Here is a 22,093-nt window from a genome sequence, read left to right as displayed (position 1 = left end):
GTGGAGAGATGTCCGCAGGGGCATGTACGTCGGATGGGCTGTCTCTCGGGACATGTCCGGTCGCGCCGACCCGCGCGGCGGCGGACGGGCGCGCGAGGGCGGCGGACGGGGCCCCGAGGGCGACCGCGAGGGCGGCGGCTCGGGCGGTGCGCGCAGGGCCGCCGGGCCGGGCGCGGCGCGGCGCCCGGCATGTCCGAAAGGACAGGTCCATGGCGGCTAGAACACGGCGCAGGGGCAGGCGAGGCCGTGGTGGTGATGATGGTGGGCGCGGTGGCTCAGGGCGCGGGCGACCACGCCGGGGTCGTAGCCGCCGTACTGCGCGGGCGGGGCCCAGTCGGGGCTGAACGGCAGCGGCGGGGGGGCGAGGCCGCCGAAGTCGCCGCTCGCGTGGACTACGTCGCCGCCGACCACGGTGAGCACCGAGGTGAGGTCGCGGATCTCGCTCTCGGGCACCGCGAAGTAGTCGTCGGACAGGACCGCGAGGTCGCCGAGGCGGCCCTCGGCGACGAGGCCCCGCTGGCCGTCCTCCCCGGAGAACCACCCGTTGCCGGCGGTGTAGAGGCGCAGCGCCTGCTCGCGCGACAGGCGGGCGCCGGGGCCGAGCAGCTCGGTGCCGCCGACGCTGCGGCCGGAGACCAGCCAGCCGAGGCCGACCCACGGGTTGTAGCTGGCGACGCGGGTGGCATCGGTGCCGCCGCCGACCGGGATCCCCGCGGCCAGCATGCGGCGCACGGGCGGGGCGTCGCTCGTCAGCTCGGGGCCGTAGCGGCGCAGGAAGTGCTCGCCCTGATAGGCCATGCGGTGCTGGATGGCGATGCCGCCGCCGAGCGCGGCGATCCGGTCGATGTTGCGCGCGGAGACGGTCTCGGCGTGGTCGAAGAACCACCGCAGGCCGGCGAACGGGACCTTCCGGTTCACGGCCTCGAACACGTCGAGCATGCGCGTGATCGATTCGTCGTAGGTGGCGTGCAGGCGGAACGGCCAGCGGTTGGCGACCAGGTGCTCGACCACGGGGCCGAGCTGCGCCTCCATGTGCGGCGGCAGGTCGGGCCGCGGCTCGAGGAAGTCCTCGAAGTCGGCGGCCGAGTAGACGAGCATCTCGCCGGCGCCGTTGAGGCGGTAGAAGTCGTCGCCGCGGCCGGGGCTGACGCTGCCGGCCCACTGGGCGAAGTCGTCGAGCTCCTGCCCGGGGCGCTGGGTGAACAGGTTGTAGGCCAGGCGCACGGTCAGCTGTTTGGCGGCCGCGAGCTCCTCGATGATCCGGTAGTGCTCGGGGTACTGCTGGAAGCCGCCGCCGGCGTCGATCGCCCCGGTGATGCCGAGGCGGTTGAGCTCGCGCATGAAGTGACGGGTGCTGTTGCGCTGCTCGTCCGACGCGAGCCGCGGGCCCTTGGCCAGAGTGGCGTAGAGGATCCACGCGTTCGGTTTGGCGACGAGCAGGCCGGTCGGCTCGCCGTGGCGGTCGCGCTGGATCACCCCGCCCGGCGGATCGGGCGTATCGCGGGTGTAGCCGACGGCCCGCAGCGCGGCGCGGTTGAGCAGCGCCTGCGAGTAGAGGTGGAGCACGAACACCGGAGTGTCGGGCGCGGCGGCGTTGAGCTCGTCGAGGGTCGGCATGCGCCGCTCGGCGAACTGGAACTCCGACCAACCACCGACGACGCGGACCCACTGCGGCGGCGGGGTGATCCGGGCCTGCGCGCGCAGCCGCCTCAGCGCCTCGGCGAGCGAGGCGACGCCGTCCCACCGCAATTCGCTGTTGTAGGTGAGGCCGCCGCGGATGAGGTGGAGGTGTGAATCGATGAGGCCTGGGATCGCCCGCCGGCCGCGCAGATCGACCTTGCGGGCGCCGGCGCCGGCGTGTCGCAGGACGTCGGCGTCGTCCCCGACGGCGACGAATCGACCGTCGCGGATCGCCGCCGCCGAGGCCGCAGGGGCCTGCGGATCCATGGTCGTGATTCGCCCGTTGTAGAGGATGAGATCGGCGTCCGCGCTGGCTGTCATCAGGAGGGTCCGCGCGGAGGATGGCAGAGGCAGGGTCCGAGGGTAAACCCGACTTTATGGGGGTGAGGACATGAGCGCGGATCCGCGGAGGAGCGGGAGAGCGCCCACGATTCGCCCGCATGTGCGAATCATAGCGGGTGCGTATTCTGTCGCGCCGACGTTGTTCAGGTCATGATCGGCGCAGAGGTCGGCCGGCGCCGACTGCGGACATTGACCCGCAATGGGGTTCGAGGAGGGAACGGTCGCCGCTGGCGGGGCGTCCGCGCCGCCGATGACCTGGCTCTTCGCACAGGCAGAGAGGATCGCTCGACGGGAGTCGGCCGGGGGGACGTCGACCGAGCCCGGGGTCGACGTCTGCAGGGTCGGGCTCTGTCCATGGCCGGCGAGCGGGTCGCCGGACAATCACTACAGTCGGCGCGAGCAGGGAATCAGGGCAGTCGCGACTCGAGGCGATCGGCAGCCGAGCATCCGCGCGTCGGCTGCGGGCCCTGTCGCATGGCGTCGATCACCAGCAGGAGCGCGGCTCGAAGCGCACGTCGAAGTTGTTGCCGTAGTTGCTGTCCCACTCGCCGCCGGCCTCGGCCGCGAGCTCGATGTCCCACGCGTTGAGGCCGCCGAAGTCGTCGAAGGCCCAGAAGAACAGGTGCTCCTCGACCGCGGTGGGCTGGCTGCACAGCCACTTGCCGCTCTGGTACGGGTCGAAGGTGACGCCGTCGCACGAGCCGGGCGGGTTCCAGCCGTTGCCGCACCAGTGACAGGCGCGCGGGCCGGAGTCGAGCAGGACGTAGGCGTCGTCGTAGGCGCCGGGCAGGGCCTCGAGGATCTCGTCGTTGCCGTTGAGCGAGACGTAGAAGTTGATCTGGTCGTCGGCGTACTCGTCGCGCAGGTAGCCGTCGTAGACGATCGTGAGCTTGTAGTGCTCGTCCCACGGATCGACGAAGTCGCGGATGACCTTGAACGGCCCCGAGTAGAGGGTCTCGGTGACGCCGCAGACGTCGTAGTCCGGCGGGTAGTTGGAGGCCTGGGCGGTGGTCGACGCGAGGCCGAGCGCGAGGGTACAGAGCGTGACGGCGAGCGAACGGGTCGGCATGCGGCCCGGACCATACACCCGGCCGCGCGAGCGGCCAGCGTGAATCACCGCAGTCGCAATGCTTGCAGCGTGCGGTTCGCCGCGACTCGCGGGCCGGGGACGCATTCGTGCACGAGATTCCCTCAGGAGGTCGTCAGGGGCCGGCAGCGAGCGCCGCGATCACGCAGGAACCGTGGTTCGGTCGTGTGCGGGGAATCGCCTGCGTCCGCGCGACCCCACCGCGGGCGCGAGGGCCCATTCCGCCGTCACGCGCCGGTGCGCTCGATCGTCGCGCACCAGGCTCGCGCGCCGCCGGGGTGCATGTGGCTGGCGAAGCGGGCCGGACGGATCTCCCGGACTGTCCAGCCGTCGCGGAAGGCGTCGCGCAGCTCGGCCTGGGTGATCCGCCGCGGGCCCTGTTCGCCGACCTCCTCGTCGCTGAAGCAGAGGATGTGCAGCAGGCCGCCGGAGACCAGCGCGTCGGCCAGCGAGCGCACGTAGAGCACGCGGTCGCGGTCGCCGAACACGTGGAACAGGCCGGAGTCGAGCAGGGTGTCGAACCGCCGGCCGAGCGCGGCGAGGTTGAGGGCGTCGTGGACGAGGAAGCGGACCTCGAGCCCGCGCGCCTGCGCCTTGGCCTGCGCGCGCGCGATCGCCTCCGGCACGAGGTCGACGCCCCACGCGGCGTGGCCGCGCTCGGCCATGAACAGGGCGTTGTCGCCGGGCCCGCAGCCGACGTCGAGCACGTCGCCGCGGATGAGCCCGGCGTCGGCCAGGGCGACGAAGGCGGCCTGAGGCGCGCCGACGTCCCACGGCGGAGTGCCCTGATAGGCCTCCACGAACACTTGCGAGGGGAAGCCGGGGTGAGCGGCAGAGTTCGTCGGTTTTTCGCTCATGCTCGCGGTTTACCATGACGCCTCGAGCGCTCTGACGGGGGCCCGGCGCCGCGCGTCGGCGCCTGGAGCGACCGGGCGCTCCGGCTCGCGCGGCCGGATCGATGCATTCGCGGATTCGAGAGATTCGCGATCCACGCGCTCATGGCGCGCGGTTGGTTCGTGGACGAGTGCGCTCGAACTGCGGCGTATCCTCGCGGTATAACGCGGCTTCGATGAGCGTCGTGGTGCAGGATCGCTTGACCTCCGTCCGCCCCCTTCCGGCGCAGCTCCACGACGGCGAGCCGCCGCCGTGGCCGAGCCCGTCGCTCGCCGAGCCCGAGTTCCACTACCAGGGGCCCGAGTTCCTGATCCTCTGGATCGCAGGCACCGTGGCGATCTCGAGCGCGCCGGTGGTCCTCGCCGCGGACGCGCCGTGGGCACGCGGGCTCGGAGGGGCGGTCGCCCTCACCGGCGCTCTGGCATTCGTGGTGTACTGGTTTCGCTATCGGGCCCGTCGGCGAGAGCAGCTGGACCGGCACGAACGAGCTCGGAAGGATGTGCGCCCGTGCTGGGCCCGGGTGCGCTCGGTCGATATCGTGGACACCTACGCGACGGAGACGAGCCAGCGCTTCGTGGTCCGACTCGGGCTCGCAGTGTGGCTCCCGGGCCGAGGCAGCGGCGGAGCGACGACCGACCTCGTCGAGGCGAGCCTGTCGCTCGGCCCCGAGCTCGTCGATCAGGTGACGCCGGGCGTTTACCTCGGCGTCCAGTACGACGCGCAGACGCGGCAAAGCTGGCCGCGTACCCTGGTCACGCCCCACGGTACGCAGCTCTCGCTGCTTCGGGAATGAGCCGAGGCGCAGGCCGTCGAGCGCGTGCATGAAAGGATCGAACGGCGCGGTGTCCTTGCGTAGACCGCTCGAATGCTCGGACTAACGCGGTCCGGCGCCGACGATCGGCGCGCGGCGGCTCGTCGAGGCCGGTGAGCTCGGAAGCGCGGCGGCGGCCCCATTCGCACAGCGAGCGGACGATCGGTCGGAGGGAGAGACCGAGCGCGGCGGCGGTGTAGACGACGCGCGAGGGCACCTCCGCGAACACCTCGCGCCGAGCGCCTCGATCGCGCGCTCCGCAGGCACCAGGGGGCAGCTCCTTGATGACGGGCATGGTTACCTGGGGGGTCCGGAGCCATGACGCGATTTTCTTCGGCTCCCCCAATTGAAGCGGCCTCGACGGTGACTATGGGAGAGCAGGCTCTCCGCGCCCGTGCGCGCCGGGGGCCGGGCATTCACCCCTATCCAGGACCTCATGGGTCCTCGGAGGCTTCATGAACAATGGTTTGTTTGGGATCCATCGTCGCGGGCGCGCGGCGCTGCTCGTATTGGTCGCGGCGGTCGGGTGTGACTACTTCTCGGACGTGACCGTGCCGGCGGTCGACACCACGGCGCCGACCGCCTATGCCTCGGTGTGGCGCTCGGAGGTGTACGAGGAGATCAGCTTCGGCACCAACGATCCGCTCTCGTTCGAGGTCGACGACCCGACCGAGTACTATGTCCTCATCGGCGCGGGCACCGACGGCGGCGGCGTCAAGAAGCTGACGATCAACTCCGAGTACTCGAAGTCGTGCGAGGCGTGGGAGGACGGCGACAAGATCGTGTCCAACACGAGCGGGCTGTCCGTCCCGCTGGTGAAGACCCAGACCGGCGGCGTGGGCTCCACCGTGTCGAACGGGCTGTGGGACGGCCCCTACGTGCGGCTCAGCGACTATGCGAGCTGTAACTCCGGATGGACCCTCGGCTACGTGGCGCTCCGCTGGACCGTGATCGTGGAGGACTTCCACGGCAACACCGCGACGCACGGGCCTGCGGTCTTCTATTGGGACCCCTGAGGCACGCACACCCGGCGTGACGGGCTGCATCTGCAGAGCACCAGGAGGGCGTAGCGCGCAGGCCGGCCCGCGCGCGCGAGCCGGCCCGTGCGTCACGGAGTGTCGGTCGGGTCGGCTGGATCGCTGCCGTGGAGCAGCTCGTCACCGTCGCGGTGGCCGTCGCCGTCGCGATCGACGCCGAGGCGGAAGCCCGAGCCGGGGGGCACGCACGTGTACGTGATCGGGTTGTGCAGCACGGTCGCGAGCAGGCGCAGCTGCGCGTCCGTCTGGGTGCCCACGGCCGTGAGCGCGGTGGTGAACTTGCCGTTGCCGAGGTACACCGCGCCGAACTCGAGGCCGAGGACGCTGGCCTTGGCGATGAGCTCGCAGTCGCCCGCGTCCGCGCGCGCCTCGAGCAGATCGATGCGCGGCCCCGCCACGGCGCTGTTGTGGGCCCGCAGGGTGATCTGCTGGCCGACGACGGGCCTCAGGTTGGTGTCGAACGCGAACAGGAACTCGGCGACGTCGAGCTGCTCCTGGCGCAGGTGGAAGCCGTCGGGGCCGTTGAGCGGGCCGGCGCTGAAGGCCCCCATGAAGCGCTGCACCGAGTCGACCGTGCCGTCGTGGGTGATGCCGAAGCCGCGGACCTGATCGCCCTGGTGCGACGGGTCGTAGCCGACGAACGTGGTGTCGTGGATCTGCGGATCGTGGGCCATCCCGAACATGCCGATCTTGGTGTACATGTTGCGCAGGTGGGGGACCTTGAAGGTCTGCGAGAACTCGCCGCCGACGAGCTGGCCGTCGCTGCCGAAGAAGCCGGGCCACTCGACGCCGTACTGGGCGTTGCCGTCGGGGTCGAGGACATGGCAGTCGACGCAGCGGAAGTCGAAGGCGAAGGTCAGCCGGGTGGTGAAGAAGTCGTGGCCGGCCTGCTGGCGCGCGTTCAGGCTGTTGTCGAGCGCGCGGTGCGGGTTCGGCGGATAGGTGACCTGCAGGACGAAGTCGGTGAAGGCCCCCATCTCCGCCGCGGTCAGCGGCTCGTCGCGGCCGAGCAGGCCCTCGAAGGCGGGGTTGAAGGCGTCGAAGGCGGCGCGCTCGGAGTACGCGCCGCCGTCGGGCTGGACGTTCGGGCCCTGACCCTCGCCGTTGCGATCGCCGCGCCAGTGCATCGCGCCATGGTTGGCCATGCCGCGCAGGCTCTGGGTCGTCATCGGCCCCTTCATCGGGTGGAACGGGACCTCGGCGGGGTTGAGGGTCATCTTGAGGATGTTCGGCGGGTCGACGACATCGAGGTCGGGATCGCCGAGGTCCCAGGCGAGCGAGTCGTTGTCGCCGAAGATGTGACAGGTGGCGCAGGCGGAGTCGCCGTGGCTCGAGGTGTACGACGCGTCGTAGAGGAAGCGCCGGCCCTGGACGAGCGAGGGCGGCTCGGGGTTGTGCATCGTGAGGTGACCGATCTCCTCGCGCGTGTCGGTGTCGACGATCGAGATCCCGTTGTCGAAGCGGGTCATCACGTACAGGCGATCGCGCTGCTGGTCGAGGACGACGCCGGTCGGGCCGCCGCCGCTGACGGGGATCTGATCGGCGGCGTCCGGATAGAAGCTGTCGTCCTCGAGCGCCTCGGTGTCGTAGACGATGACCTTGTCGTTGCCGAGCACCGCCACGTACAGCGTCGAGCCGTCGGCGGTGATCGCCATGCCGTTCGGCTGGGAGGCGCTGAGCTCGTTCTCCTCGTTCGGGCGCTCGGCGCAGCAGTCGGCGTAATCGATGTGCTTGTTGAGCTGCCGGGGCGTGGCGACGCCGCCGCCGAGCACGGAGATCCGCGTGTCCACGAGGTGGCCGCGGACCGTGGTCGCCGCGAATTCGCCGGGGCCCTCGAAGCGGACCTCGTTGCGAGCCTCGGTGTTGGTGACGTAGACCTTCCCGTTGGAAGGGTTGACGATCATGTTGAACAGCACCGTGCCGACGCCGGTAAAGAAGCCGGCGCTGCCGTGCTTGAGGTGAGGCACGCCGGCGACGGCGTCGATCACGAACACGTCCTTGTCGGGCAGGTCGAACTTGACGTGGTCGTCCCACGGCCGGCCGAGCTCGTCGACCCAGTGCTGGCCGTTCCACTTGACGATCAGGCCGACGTTGGGCTCGGGGACGCCGGAGTGGTTGACGTTCGGCCCGGGGATCCCGCCGGCCGCCTCGCCGGCGTTGGTGATCTGGTGCGGGCTGACGACGGTGGTCTGGTTGCCGGACAGGAAGGCCGCTGCATAGACGGTACGCCCGTCGGGCGAGGCCGCGAGGGCCCGCGGGACGTCGCTGAAGAGGTTGATGCGCGACAGCGGCTGCCCGCCGAGGGCGGAGCCCAGGTCGTCGGCGGCGAATACCCACACGTCGGCGCGGCCGACCCCCGGCGTGGTGTTCTTCGGGTCGAACCCGGTGTTCTGGCCGCGATGGGCGGTGGTGATGAAGGCGCGGGACTTGCCCGGCCCGGCGAATACGATGTCTCGTGGCTCGTCGCCGACGAGCAAGGTGCGCTCGACCTCGGCGTTCAGGCCGCTGACGTCGACCACGCTGACGCTGTCCGAGAGGTGATTGACGACCCACACCTCATCGTTGCTGCGGGCCGCGACCGCGACCGGCTCGAGGCCGACCGGCACCGACTCGATGTGGTGCAGCCCGCCGGGGGTCACCGCGTAGATCTCGAGGCGATTGTCGGGGGTATTGACGGCGAACAGCCGCTTGCGGTCCGGCGAGAGCGCCAGCGGACGCACCTGGCCGCTCTCGAAGGCCGTGAAGGCAGGGGCGGCTCGCGTCTCGCTCGGAGCAGTGACGGCGAGCAGCGCGAGGACTGTAGTGGCTCGGAGTATCGAAATCCGCATGGTCCTTTCAGGCTATCGGCGCAGGTCCGCGAGCGGGCACCGTCGCCGCGTACGACAATGTATATTCAGCTCTCCCCGCGAATGGCTTTGTGCACCACGATCCGGCCCAACCGCTGTAGGTGAGGGTCCGACGGGCTCGATCCTCGGCCCGGCGATCGCCAGCGCGCGGAACAATGTCCATGCCATTCGCTGGTGGTATCGCCGCACCCGGCCCGGCGGCCGCCGTTCATTCGGCGATCCATCATCGATCCCCGGATGTCGTCGCAATCACCCTTCGGGATAGGGAGGGCGAGCTTGAATGTGAGGATTGTCGGGGAGATCTGCGGCTCGCGCGTGCCGAGAGATGCCCGGCCTCGAGGCGCGAGGTCCCTGCATTCCGGACGGCGAGGTCGTCTATTCGAATAGGATCGTAGCGGTGTCGAACGCCACGACGCGAGCCGACCGGAGGCATCGGCTCCATGGGTTTCTGGTCGTCACTCCGATGCACGATGCTCCGCGGCGAGCCCGACAGCGGCCTCATCGCCCGCCGCAGGGGCGACTTTCCTCCGCCGAGCGAGCTCACACGGTGACGAGGCCCATGGGTCGATGGGGACCCCGTCGCCGGCGTCACCGCGGCCTGCGACGCGCAGGACGAGAGCGGGAGCCCCGCGGCGCGGCCGTCTAGCGCGGGATCGCGGCCGCGCGCGCTCGCGGCCGGCGCCGGGGCGCCCAGGTTGCGCGGCGGAGCGCGGGCGCTAAGCAGGCGGGTGAATGGCCGATTGGTCCAAGGTCTCGGTCTACGGGGCGCTCGCCGGGAATCTGGCGATCACTGCGACCAAGTTCACCGCGGCGGCGATCACCGGCAGCTCGGCGATGCTGTCGGAGGGGATCCACTCGGCAGTCGACTCCGGCGATCAAGTGCTGCTGCTGATCGGCATGCGCCGCAGCGAGCTGCCGCCCGACGCCGTCCACCCGTTCGGCCACGGCAAGGAGCTGTACTTCTGGAGCCTCCTCGTCGCAGTGCTGATCTTTGGGGTAGGCGGCGGCGTCTCCATCTACGAGGGCATCCTCCACGTCCTCGATCCCGAGCCGTTGCGCGACCCTCTGTGGAACTACGTCGTGCTCGGCTCGGCCCTGGTGTTCGAGAGCGCCAGCCTCGCGGTGGCCTTCCACGCGTTCCTCAAGCAGCACGGGGCCGGCGGGTTCTGGGCCAAGGTGGCCGCGAGCAAGGACCCGACGACGTACACGGTGATCGCCGAGGACATGGCCGCGGTGTCCGGGCTGGTGATCGCGTTCGCCGGCGTCTACCTCAGCCACACCCTCGACGCGCCGGTGCTCGACGGGGTGGCGTCGATCCTGATCGGGCTGCTGCTCGCCGGGGTGGCGACGGTGCTGATCCGCCAGTGCCGGGGGCTCCTGATCGGCGCCGGGCTCGACGCCAGGACGACGCGGGAGATCGAGGTGATGGTGGGCTCGGCGCCGCTGGTGCGCTGGTCGTCGCGTCCGCTCAGCATGTACTTCGGCCCCGACGACGTGCTGCTGGCGGTCGACGTGCAGTTCGACGCGGAGGCGTCGGCGCTGGAGGTGGGGCGGGAGATCGCGCAGCTCGAGCGGCAGATCAAGCAGCGCTTCCCGTTCATCACGCGGATCTACGTCGAGGCGAGCGGAGCCTCGGCTGCGCGCGTGCGCTGATCAGCCGGCGCTGATCGGCAGCGTCATCACCGGGGTGGCAGCCCTGACGTCGTTCGACAGCAGCTCGACCGTCTGACTGAGGAACGAGAACGTCGACTTCGAGTCGAGGTCGGTGTCGTCGATGTACCACCAGTGGCCGCGATACGACACCGCCACGAACGCGTCGGAGGGGCGGCGAGGGGCGTGGTGGATCCGCATGATCTTGCCGGTGATTCGGGCCCAGTCGAAGTCCGCGCCGTCGACCTCCTGGGTCCGCGTGACCTTGCCGCGGCGGAGGTCCAGCTCGGGCGGCTCGACGCCCTGCGAGGCGTAATACATGGCGGCGAGCAGCGACCGGGTCACGAGCGGCACCATCGACGGGTCGCTCGAGCGCAGCGTCGCGCCGAACAACAGCGTCGTGGTCGGCCCGGGCAGGCCGAGCACGCGGGCCAGCTCGGCGACCAGCGGGTCCTCGGCGCGCGACGGGTCGATGTGAAGGACGAGGACCGGGATATCCTTGTGGCGGGTCTCGCCGAACTCGAGGTGACCGTCGCGCCACAGCTGCCGCAAGATCTCGCAGGCGCGGAAGAAATCCTCGTACTGCGGCGCGTTGTCCGGCGTCGGCCCCGAGGCACGCGGGGCGTTCGGCAGCGAACCGATGCGCTGGACGAACACCTTGAGGATCCGGTCGATCGCCCAGCCCGAGTGGTAGAGCAGCAGCAGGACCCGCGGCTCGAGCGGCGTCATGAACAGCTGCCCGAACCGGCTGCCGTGCAGCGGGGCGTAGGTGATCGTCGGCCGCTCGGTGTAGAGTACGCTGCCGCTCGGCGTCACGGTATTGAGATTGCCGGCGTTGCCCGAGACCCCGGCGCCGAGCTCGAGCGACAGGCTGGTGGCGATGCTGGTCACCTCGAGGAACAGCGGCGGATCGCGGTAGCGGAGGCGGACCAGGTTGAGCAGCAACTGCTCGGCGTCGGTGCGCTGTACGGTCTGGTTGTATTGCCCGCGGCCGTACTTCATGGACTGGGGCCCGACGGTCTGGCAGGCGGTCAGCGCGAGCGAGAGGGAGAGGACCATGCGTCCGGGGAACACTGCACGCGAGGGTATCGCGAGGGCCCGCTCGGTACGATGAACGGCAGTGCGTCGATCGACCGGGCTGGACTATATATTGAGAGCACGGGCCCGGCCGAGCCCACGGATGAGCTCGGCCGGGGTGCGCGATTGATCGCAGTCTCGGGGAGACGGGCGAAAGTCTCGTGATTGCCGAGCTGCCGCGGCCTGCGTACGCAGGGAGCCTGGACAGGCCTCGCACTCGACGGATCGCCTTTTCTAAAAGCGGTAGTTGAGACCGAGGCCGCCGCCGTCGCGGCGAGGCATGGGCTGGACCGCGAGGCCGGACTCGCCGAGCGGGATCCCGCCGAGGTTGCGCTCCCACCGCTTGTAACGCAATTGGCGGACGGCGCCGACGAGGCCCATGGTGAACGTGGCGATCTGGGCGCCGGAGACGAGGACGAGGCCCAGGATCTCCTGGGTGCCGTCGAGCTCCCGCGCGGCCATGATCGGGCCGGCGAAGGGGATCCTCAGCGCCTTGCCGATCTCGCGGCACTGCTCGCGCGTGCCGTCGCATGCGCTCTGGCCGTCCTGGACGATCGAGCCGGCCCAGGCGGTGAGCAGGTAGCTCACTGTGAACATCGAGAAGCCGGTGATCATGAGACCGAGGCCGCCTGCGGGTGCGGGCGCCAGGTCCGGCGGACGGGGCACGGATCGGGGCGCGCCGACGAAAAAGGCCGTGCTGGCGGGACTTATGGGGTGCGGAGCGGCGGCGACGGGGACCTGGACGGCCGGCGTGTCGATGGCGATCCTGGGCGCGGGCGGGGTCGGCAGGGCTTCGAGCACCTCGTGCGTATGCGTGGACTCGTCGCCGGCGGGCGGGTCGCTTCGAGCGGCGAGATCGACGAGGTAGGGGCTCGCGGCGGCTTGATTCGGGGCCAGCGGGAGGCCGCCGAGGCTGATGCCGGCGGTGACGGCGGCAATGCTCGACCTGAACATGTTGGCATGCCCTTTCATACGCTCTTTCAGGGGAACTCCGACATGGATAGGACATGACTGAAGAGACATGTACTATTATTTTGCGTCGGTCCGGTCGAATCGGCTCGTCGGGCCTGTCCGGCTCGATGGGCGCAGTGCCGGGCGACCGCGGCGGGCGCTCGCCCGGCGAATGCGGTCACTCGCCCGCCTCGCCGGTCGGCTGGGCGAGGGCGGGCAGGGGCGCGGGGACAGCCGAGCGGCCTGGCGAGCTCGCCGCGGCGGCAGGTGGTTCCCATGCGGTCCCGGCGGGCCGAAACGGCGCGGCGATTCTTGGCTGAGGCCGGGTCGCCATCACCTCGTCGGCGACTTGGGTCCGAAGCCACCGGTGGTGGCAGTCGTTCCGCCGGTGGTGCCCGCGGTCGCGGTTTCTCCGGTGGTAGCGGTGCCTCCCGTGGTCGCGGTGCCCCCCGTGGTCGCGGTGCCCCCCGTGGTCGCGGTGCCCCCCGTGGTCGCGGTGCCTCCCGTGGTGGCGCCGCCGGTTTCGGTACCGGCGGTCGTGTTCATGTTGGTCGTCGTGCCCGGCGTCTCCGTCGTCGCGGTGGTGCCAGTGCCGGTCGTGCCGGTGCCTTCCGAGGTCGTGGTCTTCTTGCCGTCCTCGTCCGGACAACCGATCAGGACCCCCGAAGAGCCGAGCGCGAGCGTGAAGGTGATGATCCACCGATTGTGCATGGGCAAGGTTCATGAGAGTGGTGCGAGGCGGCGCAAGGCGGTCCAGGAACACGTCTCGAAGGCGGGCACGGGCCCCGCTCAGCCCGATCCGGGGCGCAGGCGGCGGCCTCCCGCGTGGCGCTCGCCCTCTCCGATCAGGGGTATTTTCGAGTTCGAGTGCCGGCGTGCGAGCGCGGAGACGAGGCGCTCGGGCCCACGAATTGCGCATCGATCTCTAAAGGACGACGGCCTCGGCCCTGCGCATTTCGAGTCGACCCTGCCAGCAGGTGAATCCGAGGTGCTTCGCCATGCGACCGGCCGGCGCCGCGGCGGACGGATGGGAGCGCTCGTCGGTCGCGTGGTCGACGGCAGCCGCGCTCCGCCTGGGTTCGCGCCTGCCGCGACCTGGGTCGTTGGGGCGTTCGCTTGCAGGCCTGCACCCAGATGCTACGAATCGCGGAGGAGGTCGCATCCCGACAGGGGCTCCCCCTGGCGATCTCCTGTGTTGCGACGGCGACACGCCTGGTGCAGCAGGCTCACGCGCTGCAACACCCGCATCATGACGCGACGAAGCACATGGCGCGTCTCGGTGCCGGCGCATTCGCAGGCGACGAGTTGGCCGAGCGCAGGCGGCGGCGGTGTGCCGCGAGGCTCGCCGCACGGGGCCGACAGGGCGAATCTCCTCACGGCGGGCACCCGGCCGCATCGCCACGCGCGCGCGCCCGGGGCCGTTGCCCAGGCGGCGAACGCGGCCCGTTCGCCGTTGCTCAGGCTGCTCGGATACGTCGGGCCGCACCGAAAGTACGCCACATGGACGGTCTGTTTCGGCGTGCTCGGCTTCGCCTTGTCGTTCGTGTACCCGTGGATCATCGGCTCGGCCGTCGACGTGATCGTCGCGCCGCGCGACCCGGGCTTCCCGCTCGAGGCGCGGGTGGCGGCGCTGCTCCGCCTGACCGGTTTCGCCGCGCTGACCGCCGTCGGTCACGCGATCGTCGTCTACGGCCGGGGCCACTTCAACATCCGCCTCGGCCACGGGATCGTCGCCGACATCCGCCGCGAGCTGTTCGACCACTTACAGAAGCTCAGCCTCCTGTTCTTCACCCGCGAGCGCACTGGCGCGATCCTCGCCCGGGTGGTCCACGACGTCCACGAGGCGGCCTCGCTGATCTACATGGGCCTCATCGTCGCCGTCCTCGACGCGGTGCAGCTGGCGATCGCGGTCGCGCTGCTGCTCTCGATCAGCTGGAAGCTGACGCTCGCGTGCCTGGTCCTGTTCCCGCTGTACGGCCTCGTGTTCGCGGTGATGAACCCGCGGGTCCAGCGGGCCAGCGAGCGCATGCACGGCCAGCTGACCCGGATCTCCGGCAACCTCGTCGAGCAGCTCTCGGGCCAGGCGCTCGTCAAGACCTACACCGCCGAGCAGCGGGAGGCCGAGCGCTTCGCCGACGAGGTCGCGCGCCACCACGGCTTCGTGGTCGCGCAGAGCCACGAGGGCCACCTCGTCGCCTCGTTCGGCGAGCTCCTCGTCGACATCGGCACGACCCTCGTCGTCGGCTACGGCGGCTGGCTCGCGCTCCACGGCGAGATGACCGCGGGCACCATGACCCGCTTCCTCGGCTACGTGCTCATCATGTTCGGCCCGGTCCGCCGCTTCGCCGAGCTCAACATCGTCTATCAGACCAGCGTCTCGGCGATGCGCCGCGTGTTCCGCGTGCTCGAGGTCCAGCCGAGCGTGGTCGAGTCGCCGCGGCCGAACGCGGTCGCGCCGCGGCGCGGCCACGTCCGCTTCGAGGCCGTCAGCTTCCGCTACAGCCAGGACAGCGACGAGACGCGCGTGCGCCTCGACGACGACCGCGAGGTCCAGACCACGAGCGACGCCGGCGACGCCCCCTGCGTGCTCGACCACGTCACGCTCGAGGCCCGCCCCGGCGAGCTGATCGCCGTCGTCGGCCCCTCCGGCGCCGGCAAGTCGACGCTGGTGTCGCTGCTGCCGCGCCTCTACGACGTCACCGCCGGGCGGGTGTTGATCGACGGGATCGACGTCCGCGACTACTCGCTGACCGCGCTGCGCGCCGCGATCGGCATCGTCCAGCAGGATTCGTTCATCTTCACCGGCACGGCCCGCGAGAACATCGCCTACGGCCGCCCGGGCGCGACCGATGAAGAGGTCGAGGCGGCCGCGCGGGCGGCCTCCGCCCACGAGTTCATCACCGACCTCAGCGACGGCTACGACACCAGGCTCGGCGAGCGCGGCGTCAACCTCTCGGGCGGCCAGCGCCAGCGGATCTCGATCGCCCGGGCGATCCTCAAGGACCCGCGGATCCTGATCCTCGACGAGGCGACGAGCTCTCTCGACGCCGAGAACGAGGCGGTGGTCCAGCGGGCCCTCGAGGTCCTCATGCGGTCGCGGACCTGCTTCGTCATCGCCCATCGACTCAGCACGATCCGCAAGGCCGACCGGATCTTCGTCCTCGACGCCGGCCGGGTCGTCGAGAGCGGCACGCACCGCGAGCTGCTCGCCCGCAACGGCGCCTACACCCGCCTCGTCCGCCACCAGGCCGGCGACGGATGACCGGCATGCTGCTCTGCCGCGGCGCCGCTTTTCCGCATGGTCTCAGGGACAGGCGCTCGAGACGTAGAACAGCCTTGCCGCGGTACACGACCTCGGCCTTGCCGTCGCCGTTCATGTCGCGGGCGGCGAGGGCCCGGTCGAAATTCGTCGCGTACGCGGCGCTCGGACCGAAGGTGCCGTCGCCGTTGTTGTGGGCGCTGGCCGTGGCCGCCAGCGAGTCCTCGACGGGCGTCCGCGGTGGCGGTTCGTCCGCGCGTGAGTCGGGGACTGCCGGCCCTTCCCTCGGTCGCGCTCCAGACCGCACCCGACATCTCGCGGGCGCCGGCAGCGGACTCGCGGCCGCGAAAGGCCGAGCCTGGCAGACGCTCCTCCTGCGTTCACCTTCGGCTCTCCTGCGTGCAGTCGAGCGCGCTCGGGTGTTGCGAGCGCCCCGATCCCGGTCAAGGACGGCGAGCGACTCGGCGCGATGATCTACTTCATGTTCGCCACAGGCATCGAGAACAGCTGCCCGCGCGTCGGCGGCCGGCGGGTCGACGAGATGGAGAAGTGCCGCCATTACGACCAGTGGCGCCGAGACTTCGACCTCGTGGAGGAGTGCGAGATCCGCTACCTGCGGTACGGCCCGCCGATTCACAGGACCTGGATCGGGCCCGACAAGTACGACTGGGGCTTCGCCGACGAGACGTTCGCCGAGCTCCGCCGGCGAGACATCGTCCCGATCGCCGACCTCTGCCACTTCGGCGTGCCCGACTGGCTCGGCGACTTCCAGAACCCCGACTTCCCGGCGCTGTTCGCCGACTACGCCCGCGCCTTCGCCGAGCGTTTTTCGTGGGTCCAGCTCTACACGCCGATCAACGAGATGTACATCTGCGCGCTGTTCTCGGCCAAGTACGGCTGGTGGAACGAGCAGCTCACGACGGAGCGGTCGTTCGTGACGGCGCTCAAGCACATCGTCAAGGCCAACGTGCTGGCGATGGGCCGGATCCTCGAGTTGCGGCCGGACGCGATCTTCATCCAGAGCGAGTCCAGCGAGTACTACCACGCGCAGAACCCGGCCGCGATCCGCCGGGCCGAGACGCTCAACTCGGTGCGGTTCCTGTCGCTCGATCTGAACTACGGGCACCGCGTCAATTCGACGATGTACGAGTACCTGCTCGACAACGGCTTGACGCGCGACGAGTACCACTTCTTCCTCGAGGGCCGGCTCAAGCACCACTGCGTCATGGGCAACGACTATTATTCGACCAACGAGCACCTCGTGCATCCGGACGGGACCACCGAGGCGTCCGGCGAGATCTTCGGCTACGCGGTGATCACCAATCAGTACTACGAGCGCTACCGGCTGCCGATCATGCACACCGAGACCAACCTGATGGAGGGCCCGGGCAAGAACGAGGCGGTTCGGTGGCTGCGGAAGGAGTGGGCCAACGTCCTGCGCGTGCGCAACGACGGGCTGCCGATCGTCGGCTTCACCTGGTATTCGCTGATCGACCAGGTCGACTGGGACACCGCGCTGCGCGAGGACAACGGGCGCGTCAATCCGCTCGGCCTCTACGACCTCGACCGCGAGCCCCACGCGGTCGCCGAGGTCTACCGGCAGCTGATCACCGAGTGGCGCGAGGTCCTGCCGACGCAGAGCGTCGTCCTCGGCCTGCCCGTGCAGCCGCCGAGCGAGCACGGCGACTCGGCGACGCGGCAGCTCGCCGCCGGCGCGCGCAACCGCGAGCGCCGCTACCAGAAGGCGCCGTCGAACGACCAATCGTGAGCCGGGAGTCGACCATGCAGAACCCAGCCGAAGCACCCCTCTCGAGCCGACGTTTCGCCGGCAAGACCGCGATCGTGACCGGCGGCGCGGGCGGCATCGGCCTCGCCGCCGCCCGACGCCTCGCCGCCGAGGGGGCGAGGCTGGTGCTCGCCGACTTGCGCCGCGAGGCCGCCGAGTCCGCCGCAGCGTCGCTCGTCGCCGCCGGCGCCCCGGAGGCGCTCGGCATCGCCTGCGACGTGAGCCGGGCCGAGCAGGTCGAGGCTTGCGTGGGGAAGACCCTCGAGCGCTTCGGCGCCGTCGACGTGATCGTCAACAACGCCGGCCTGATGACCTTCGAGCCGTTCATCGACCTCACGAGCGCCGACTGGACGCGGGTCCTCGGCGTCGACTTGATGGGGGCGTTCCTGTTCATCCGCCAGGGCCTCTTGCACATGCGCGCCGGCGCGGCGATCGTCAACGTCTCGAGCATCCAGGCCCGTGAGACCGAGCCGCACGTGGCCCCGTACGCGGCGGCCAAGGCAGCCCTGGTGTCGCTGACCCGCAGCGCCGCGATCGAGGGCAAGCCGAGAGGGATCCGCGTCAACGCGGTGCTGCCCGGGGCGATCGATACGCCGATGCTGTGGGAGAACCCCAACGTGAAGTCCGGGGTGGAGCGGATCGATCGCTCCGAGGTCGGAAAGCCCGAGGACGTCGCGGCCGCCATCGCGTTCCTGGCCGCGCCGGAGGCCGCGTTCGTGCAGGGGACCGCGGTCGTCGTGGACGGCGGCCGACTGGCGCGCCTGTGAGTCGGCGTGGTCCCGTCGACGCCGGTCGGGGCCCGCGTTCACCGCGAGCGCGACGCCCTCTCGGCGGTTTCCGGCCCGGTCCATCGCGGGTGCTTCGCCATCACCCATCGCGGCCGCTCGAGCGCCGCCAGCGGCCGAGGCGCCTGGACGTCAGCGGAGGGGGGCGGGATCGGCGCGAGTCCGCAGGTGGCGGGGCACGAGGCTTGAGGGGCGCTCTCGAGTCGGTGATACTCCGGCCGTTGCGAAGGCCTCCCCGACGTCACTCGATCGCAGCGAGCTCGGTGGCGGTGGCGCTGGTGGTCGGGGCGTGTCGCCTCGCCCCGCCGGCGATGCCCGGCAAGGACCTGTCGGCGCACGCGGAGGAGGAGGCGACCGGCCGCGCGATCCGGGCCGCCGAGGCGGAGGCCGGAGAGGCTGTCCGAAAGGCCAGGGAGGCCGAGGACGCGGCGGCGGCGGCGTTGCGGGCCGCGGAGGGCAAAGCCGACGCCGACGCGGTGGCGCAGCAGCGGGACGGCGAGCGCTACGCGCAGGCGATCGCCGAGGCCCGCGCGGGCGCGTCCGGCTGCACCCTCGAGGTCGAGCGCCTGATCGCGCTGCGGCGCCAGCTCGCCGAGTACGTGTCCGAGCCGGCGCGCGACGCCGCGATCGCGGGGCTCGAGCCGTGCCGCAAGGCGGCCTTGAAGCTCCGCCGCAAGCACCACGAGACGGCGCTGCGCGACCTGCCGCGCAAGGCGGCCCAGGACGCCGTCGCGGCCGCGCTGCGCGACGAGGGCCTCGCCGATCCGTGGGTCCCGGTGCAGTCGGGCGCATTGGCGACACCTGGCCGAAAGGACAGCTCGACGGCGGCCGACGAGGCCGCGCTGGCGAAGCTGCGCGGCGATGCGACCGCCGCGGCGCAGGCCGTGGACGCGGCCGAGGCCGACCTCGAACGCGCGAAGCTGGGCGTCGCCGCCAGCGACGCCCGGCTGGTCCAGCTCGACGAGGCCGACAAGGCGCGCGAGGAGGCGTGGCGCGGCGAGCTGCGTCAATCCAGCGGTCGTTACTTCGCGGTCGCCGGGGCGGCGGGCGTGGCCGCCCTGGTGGGGCTCGGCGTCGGCTTCTTCTACATCGGCCGCGGCGAGGCGATCGAGTCGGGCAAGCGGATGTTCCCGACCCGGGCCGAGCGGGACGAGGCGGCCGCGCACGCGAAGACGGGCAGCTTGATCGGCTTCGTCGTGGCGTTGCCGTTCGCAGTGGTCGGGATCGTCGCGGCCCACTACGGGCTGCGTCGTCAAGCCGCGGCCACCCGGATCGCGGCGACGGGCAACGGGCTGCTGATCCGGTTTTGACGGCGCGGACGGACTTGCCGTCCCCGGCGCAATTCGCCTAGAAATGCCCCTGGCTGCATGGTCACCACAATCCGAACCCGGCACCGACGAGGTCACTGGCGAGCTCGAGACAGGCGACCGGGGGTCTCCTCGATCGGTCCGTGCGTACCCGCGGCCGCGCTGTGCCTGCTCGCGGCGCTCGCCTCCGGCTGCGCCGCGGCGCGCTTCGAGGCTGCCCACCGGACCTGCGATCGTTCCGCCGAGGCCGACCCGGCCGCGGCGCTCGGTTACGCCGGCCCGCCTGCCGCGGGCGACCTGCGCGGCCGGGCCGCGCTCAACCATGCGGCCGCGCCCCCGTGGGTGGTCGACCAGTCGCGCGTTTATCCGTTCGATCCGGGGTTCCGCTACGAGGAGCTGTGGCCCGCTGGCGGCCGCGCGAGCACCCCGCTGCTGTGCCGGCTGACCTACGACCGCACGCGTCGGCGCGGCTTGTTCGCCGCCGATCCGCTGACCCAGGTCGAGCTCACGACGGTGTACGAGGTCGTCGGCAAGACGCCGCCGCAGCGGGTGCACGGGCCGGACAGCGTGCCGCAGATGTTCGTGCTCGACGGGGTCACCGCGTTCGCGCCCGGGGACGTGCTGCGCATGGCCGTGGTCGACCGCGACGTGCACTGGGGCGGCAGCTCGTTCACCGACGATCCGCTGATCACCTTCGGCCTGCCGTACGGTTCGGGGGGCCCGCTCACTGGCACCAGCGGGGCCATGTGGCGCGGCACCGTCGATGTCCGCTGCGAACACCTCGACGCGGACGCGGTGCAGTGGGCCTACGTCGAGACGCTGATGCGGCTCGACGCGCGATTGCAGCGGTGGGCGCCGCAGCTCGCGCCCGGCGACTGGGACTTCGGCCTGGCGGGGAGCGGCATGACGGACCTGCGCGCGGCGCTGGAGCGGGCGGCGTCGCTGCGCGGCTGGGACGCGCCGGAGGTGCGCGAGCGGACGAACCGCTTGCTCGCGGCCCAGCTCTGCTTCGAGCGAGCCGCGGCGCCCGAGGTCGAGCGATGGGCCCGGCGCACCCGATCCGGCCGCCTCGGGGAGCTGGAGCTCGCCGCCACCGACTACCGCTGCGAGCTCGAGCCGAGCGGCGCGTGTCGCCTCACCGTCGAGATCACCAGCCGCTCCGATGGCCTGGTATCGATCCCGATGGATCTACGCCTGGTGCTCGCGGGCGGCCGCGAGGTCGGCCTACTCCCCGAGCGGGCCACGGTCGCCGGTCACGAGGTCCGGGACCTCGCCGCGGACAGCACCACCACCGTGATCTACCGGGTCGAGGTCCCGCTGCGCGGCGATCATGCGCTCACCCGGCCGATGCTGCTGCGCGAGCGCCGGGGCCACCTGTTCTCTTCGCGCTATCGCGTCGAAGACGTGCCGCTGCGGCTCGCGGATTGAGACAGCGGCGCGGGTGATTCGTCCTCCGGCGGTCGCGCGTCCTCACGGCAATTCGGCGGCGAGCCGGTCGTACACCTCGGCGGCGGGTCCGCCGAGCACCAGGCGATCGACGTGGACGGCCGCGCTGTCGCGCCAGCCGAGGAGGTTCACCAGGCCGGTCGGGCTGAATTGTGCGGTCGCCGGCAGCACGGTGATCTCGTCGGGGTACGCGGTGTTGCGCAGCTCCGCGACGTACTTGTCCCCCTGGGCGTAGATGAGCACGTCGATCGTATTCTCGGCGCCGCGGTCGAGCGGGAAGGGGGCGTCGGCGTGGTCCTGCCACTGTGCCTCGTCGATGCGGGTGCGAAACACCAGCTGCGATTCCGCGGTCAGGAGCCCCAGCGACATCGCGCCGGTCTCGAACGCGGCGTCCTCCGGCAGCCGCATCGTGATCTCGAACATGTCCTCGTCGGGGATGGCGACCGTCGGCGGCGTCAGACGCAGGCGCGCGCACAGCAGGGTGTCCCCGTACTCTTCCTTCGACCAGGTCGGGCTGTAGTTGTCCCACCAATCCATCGTCATCGGGTGCGGGCCGAAGTTCAGCGAGCCGCCGGCGACCGTCGGCGCGGCCCAGGTCCCCTTCCAGTGGGCGTCGTACTGGGCAGGATCGTCGAACTCCTCGACGTAGGGCGGGACCGCGAACAGCTCGTCGGGACAGCCGACATAGCAATTGAGCAGCGGCCCCTCGGCGTCGGGCCCGCAGGGGTCCACCCCGGTCTCGCCGCCCGTGGACGAGCTCGTGCTGTCCTCCGTCGTCGTGTCGCCCGTGCTCGTGCTCGTCGCAGTCGCGCCGGGGTCCGTCGAGGTGCCCTCCGCAGTGGTGTCGGTGCCGGGATCCGTCGTCGAGGTCGAGGTCGAGGTCGAGGTCGGCACGGCGGTGTCCGCGGTCGTCGTCGATTCGGTCCCTGCGGTCGCCTCGGTCGGATCGACGCCCGAGGTGTCCTGGGCGGTGCTCCCGGCCTCCGTGGTGGACTCCGTGGTCGTGGACCCGGCCGCACTGGTGATTTGTGAGTCATCGCCGCAAGCGGCGGCTGCGATCAGCACAGCGCAAAGGAGAAAGTCATGACGAGCCGGCGTTCGGAATGAGGATAGGGACATGAGCGCTTCTCCGGGC

Annotated in this window: 17 protein-coding genes; 8 read left to right on the top strand and 9 right to left on the bottom strand. The window is 71.0% G+C overall.

Annotated features, from left to right (window positions below):
- Positions 1-216: 216 nt before the first annotated feature.
- The 3 genes from O0S08_RS31205 to O0S08_RS31195 form a co-directional block, all read right to left on the bottom strand.
- The gene (locus tag O0S08_RS31205) at positions 217-2,001 is read right to left on the bottom strand and encodes an amidohydrolase (RefSeq protein WP_269033005.1); all 1,785 of its coding nucleotides are present in this window, start codon (positions 1,999-2,001) and stop codon (positions 217-219) included.
- A gap of 505 nt (positions 2,002-2,506) precedes the next feature.
- The gene (locus tag O0S08_RS31200; protein WP_269033004.1) at positions 2,507-3,091 is read right to left on the bottom strand and encodes a hypothetical protein; all 585 of its coding nucleotides are present in this window, start codon (positions 3,089-3,091) and stop codon (positions 2,507-2,509) included.
- 245 nt (positions 3,092-3,336) lie between these two features.
- Positions 3,337-3,966 carry a class I SAM-dependent methyltransferase gene (locus O0S08_RS31195; RefSeq protein WP_269033003.1) on the bottom strand — a complete coding sequence of 210 codons (630 nt, stop codon included), beginning with the start codon at positions 3,964-3,966 and terminating at the stop codon, positions 3,337-3,339.
- A 212-nt stretch (positions 3,967-4,178) separates the two neighbouring features.
- Between O0S08_RS31195 and O0S08_RS31190 the strand changes: the two genes are divergently transcribed.
- Positions 4,179-4,796, top strand: a complete 618-nt coding sequence (locus O0S08_RS31190) for a hypothetical protein (RefSeq protein WP_269033002.1) — start codon at positions 4,179-4,181, stop codon at positions 4,794-4,796.
- Here the strand turns inward: O0S08_RS31190 and O0S08_RS51350 are convergent.
- Positions 4,756-5,109 (bottom strand): winged helix-turn-helix transcriptional regulator, encoded by a 354-nt coding sequence (locus O0S08_RS51350; RefSeq protein WP_371879504.1) that lies wholly within the window; start codon positions 5,107-5,109, stop codon positions 4,756-4,758. The genes O0S08_RS31190 and O0S08_RS51350 overlap by 41 nt on opposite strands.
- 160 nt (positions 5,110-5,269) lie before the next feature.
- On the opposite strand from O0S08_RS51350, the gene O0S08_RS31185 reads away from it, so the two are divergent.
- Positions 5,270-5,830, top strand: coding sequence for a hypothetical protein (locus O0S08_RS31185; RefSeq protein ID WP_269033001.1), 561 nt, complete (start codon positions 5,270-5,272; stop codon positions 5,828-5,830).
- Between the two features lie 92 nt (positions 5,831-5,922).
- On the opposite strand, the gene O0S08_RS31180 is transcribed toward O0S08_RS31185, so the two are convergent.
- Positions 5,923-8,679, bottom strand: coding sequence for a hypothetical protein (locus tag O0S08_RS31180; RefSeq protein ID WP_269033000.1), 2,757 nt, complete (start codon positions 8,677-8,679; stop codon positions 5,923-5,925).
- A 750-nt stretch (positions 8,680-9,429) separates the two neighbouring features.
- Here O0S08_RS31180 and O0S08_RS31175 point away from each other — a divergent pair.
- A complete protein-coding gene (locus O0S08_RS31175; protein WP_269032999.1) occupies positions 9,430-10,350 on the top strand; it encodes a cation diffusion facilitator family transporter in 921 nt (306 codons plus the stop codon).
- Here the strand turns inward: O0S08_RS31175 and O0S08_RS31170 are convergent, their stop codons facing one another.
- The 3 genes from O0S08_RS31170 to O0S08_RS31160 form a co-directional block, all read right to left on the bottom strand.
- Entirely contained in the window at positions 10,351-11,406 is a 1,056-nt protein-coding gene (locus O0S08_RS31170; protein WP_269032998.1) for a hypothetical protein, read from the bottom strand. It lies immediately after the preceding gene.
- Positions 11,407-11,658: 252 nt separating this feature from the next.
- Positions 11,659-12,378, bottom strand: a complete 720-nt coding sequence (locus tag O0S08_RS31165; RefSeq protein WP_269032997.1) for a hypothetical protein — start codon at positions 12,376-12,378, stop codon at positions 11,659-11,661.
- A gap of 330 nt (positions 12,379-12,708) precedes the next feature.
- Positions 12,709-13,086: a hypothetical protein gene (locus O0S08_RS31160; protein WP_269032996.1), complete on the bottom strand. Its 378-nt coding sequence runs from the start codon at positions 13,084-13,086 to the stop codon at positions 12,709-12,711.
- Positions 13,087-13,894: 808 nt separating this feature from the next.
- Between O0S08_RS31160 and O0S08_RS31155 the strand changes: the two genes are divergently transcribed.
- From O0S08_RS31155 to O0S08_RS31135, 5 genes are all read left to right on the top strand, one after another.
- A complete protein-coding gene (locus tag O0S08_RS31155) occupies positions 13,895-15,637 on the top strand; it encodes an ABC transporter ATP-binding protein (protein WP_269032995.1) in 1,743 nt (580 codons plus the stop codon).
- Positions 15,638-16,103: 466 nt separating this feature from the next.
- Positions 16,104-17,402, top strand: a complete 1,299-nt coding sequence (locus tag O0S08_RS31150) for a family 1 glycosylhydrolase (protein ID WP_371879503.1) — start codon at positions 16,104-16,106, stop codon at positions 17,400-17,402.
- 14 nt (positions 17,403-17,416) lie between these two features.
- Positions 17,417-18,187, top strand: coding sequence for an SDR family NAD(P)-dependent oxidoreductase (locus tag O0S08_RS31145; RefSeq protein WP_269032993.1), 771 nt, complete (start codon positions 17,417-17,419; stop codon positions 18,185-18,187).
- A 239-nt stretch (positions 18,188-18,426) separates the two neighbouring features.
- A complete protein-coding gene (locus O0S08_RS31140; RefSeq protein WP_269032992.1) occupies positions 18,427-19,515 on the top strand; it encodes a hypothetical protein in 1,089 nt (362 codons plus the stop codon).
- A 57-nt stretch (positions 19,516-19,572) separates the two neighbouring features.
- Positions 19,573-20,940: a hypothetical protein gene (locus tag O0S08_RS31135; RefSeq protein WP_269032991.1), complete on the top strand. Its 1,368-nt coding sequence runs from the start codon at positions 19,573-19,575 to the stop codon at positions 20,938-20,940.
- Positions 20,941-20,982: 42 nt separating this feature from the next.
- On the opposite strand, the gene O0S08_RS31130 is transcribed toward O0S08_RS31135, so the two are convergent.
- Positions 20,983-22,023 carry a hypothetical protein gene (locus O0S08_RS31130; RefSeq protein ID WP_269032990.1) on the bottom strand — a complete coding sequence of 347 codons (1,041 nt, stop codon included), beginning with the start codon at positions 22,021-22,023 and terminating at the stop codon, positions 20,983-20,985.
- Positions 22,024-22,093: the final 70 nt, after the last annotated feature.

The sequence above is a fragment of the Nannocystis punicea genome, assembly GCF_026965555.1.
Taxonomy (GTDB): domain Bacteria; phylum Myxococcota_A; class Polyangia; order Nannocystales; family Nannocystaceae; genus Nannocystis; species Nannocystis punicea.
Note: the sequence above shows the minus strand (reverse complement) of the source record. Positions and strands in the feature narration are given on the sequence as shown.

Excerpts from the sequence above, each read along its gene's own strand:
- O0S08_RS51350 (WP_371879504.1), bottom strand. The coding sequence starts at position 5,109 with ATGCCCGTCATCAAGGAGCTGCCCCCTGGTGCCTGCGGAGCGCGCGAT.
- O0S08_RS31135 (WP_269032991.1), top strand. The coding sequence starts at position 19,573 with ATGGTCACCACAATCCGAACCCGGCACCGACGAGGTCACTGGCGAGCT.
- O0S08_RS31150 (WP_371879503.1), top strand. The coding sequence starts at position 16,104 with ATGATCTACTTCATGTTCGCCACAGGCATCGAGAACAGCTGCCCGCGC.
- O0S08_RS31145 (WP_269032993.1), top strand. The coding sequence starts at position 17,417 with ATGCAGAACCCAGCCGAAGCACCCCTCTCGAGCCGACGTTTCGCCGGC.
- O0S08_RS31195 (WP_269033003.1), bottom strand. The coding sequence starts at position 3,966 with ATGAGCGAAAAACCGACGAACTCTGCCGCTCACCCCGGCTTCCCCTCG.
- O0S08_RS31160 (WP_269032996.1), bottom strand. The coding sequence starts at position 13,086 with ATGCACAATCGGTGGATCATCACCTTCACGCTCGCGCTCGGCTCTTCG.
- O0S08_RS31200 (WP_269033004.1), bottom strand. The coding sequence starts at position 3,091 with ATGCCGACCCGTTCGCTCGCCGTCACGCTCTGTACCCTCGCGCTCGGC.
- O0S08_RS31175 (WP_269032999.1), top strand. The coding sequence starts at position 9,430 with ATGGCCGATTGGTCCAAGGTCTCGGTCTACGGGGCGCTCGCCGGGAAT.
- O0S08_RS31190 (WP_269033002.1), top strand. The coding sequence starts at position 4,179 with ATGAGCGTCGTGGTGCAGGATCGCTTGACCTCCGTCCGCCCCCTTCCG.
- O0S08_RS31185 (WP_269033001.1), top strand. The coding sequence starts at position 5,270 with ATGAACAATGGTTTGTTTGGGATCCATCGTCGCGGGCGCGCGGCGCTG.
- O0S08_RS31170 (WP_269032998.1), bottom strand. The coding sequence starts at position 11,406 with ATGGTCCTCTCCCTCTCGCTCGCGCTGACCGCCTGCCAGACCGTCGGG.
- O0S08_RS31180 (WP_269033000.1), bottom strand. The coding sequence starts at position 8,679 with ATGCGGATTTCGATACTCCGAGCCACTACAGTCCTCGCGCTGCTCGCC.
- O0S08_RS31205 (WP_269033005.1), bottom strand. The coding sequence starts at position 2,001 with ATGACAGCCAGCGCGGACGCCGATCTCATCCTCTACAACGGGCGAATC.
- O0S08_RS31165 (WP_269032997.1), bottom strand. The coding sequence starts at position 12,378 with ATGTTCAGGTCGAGCATTGCCGCCGTCACCGCCGGCATCAGCCTCGGC.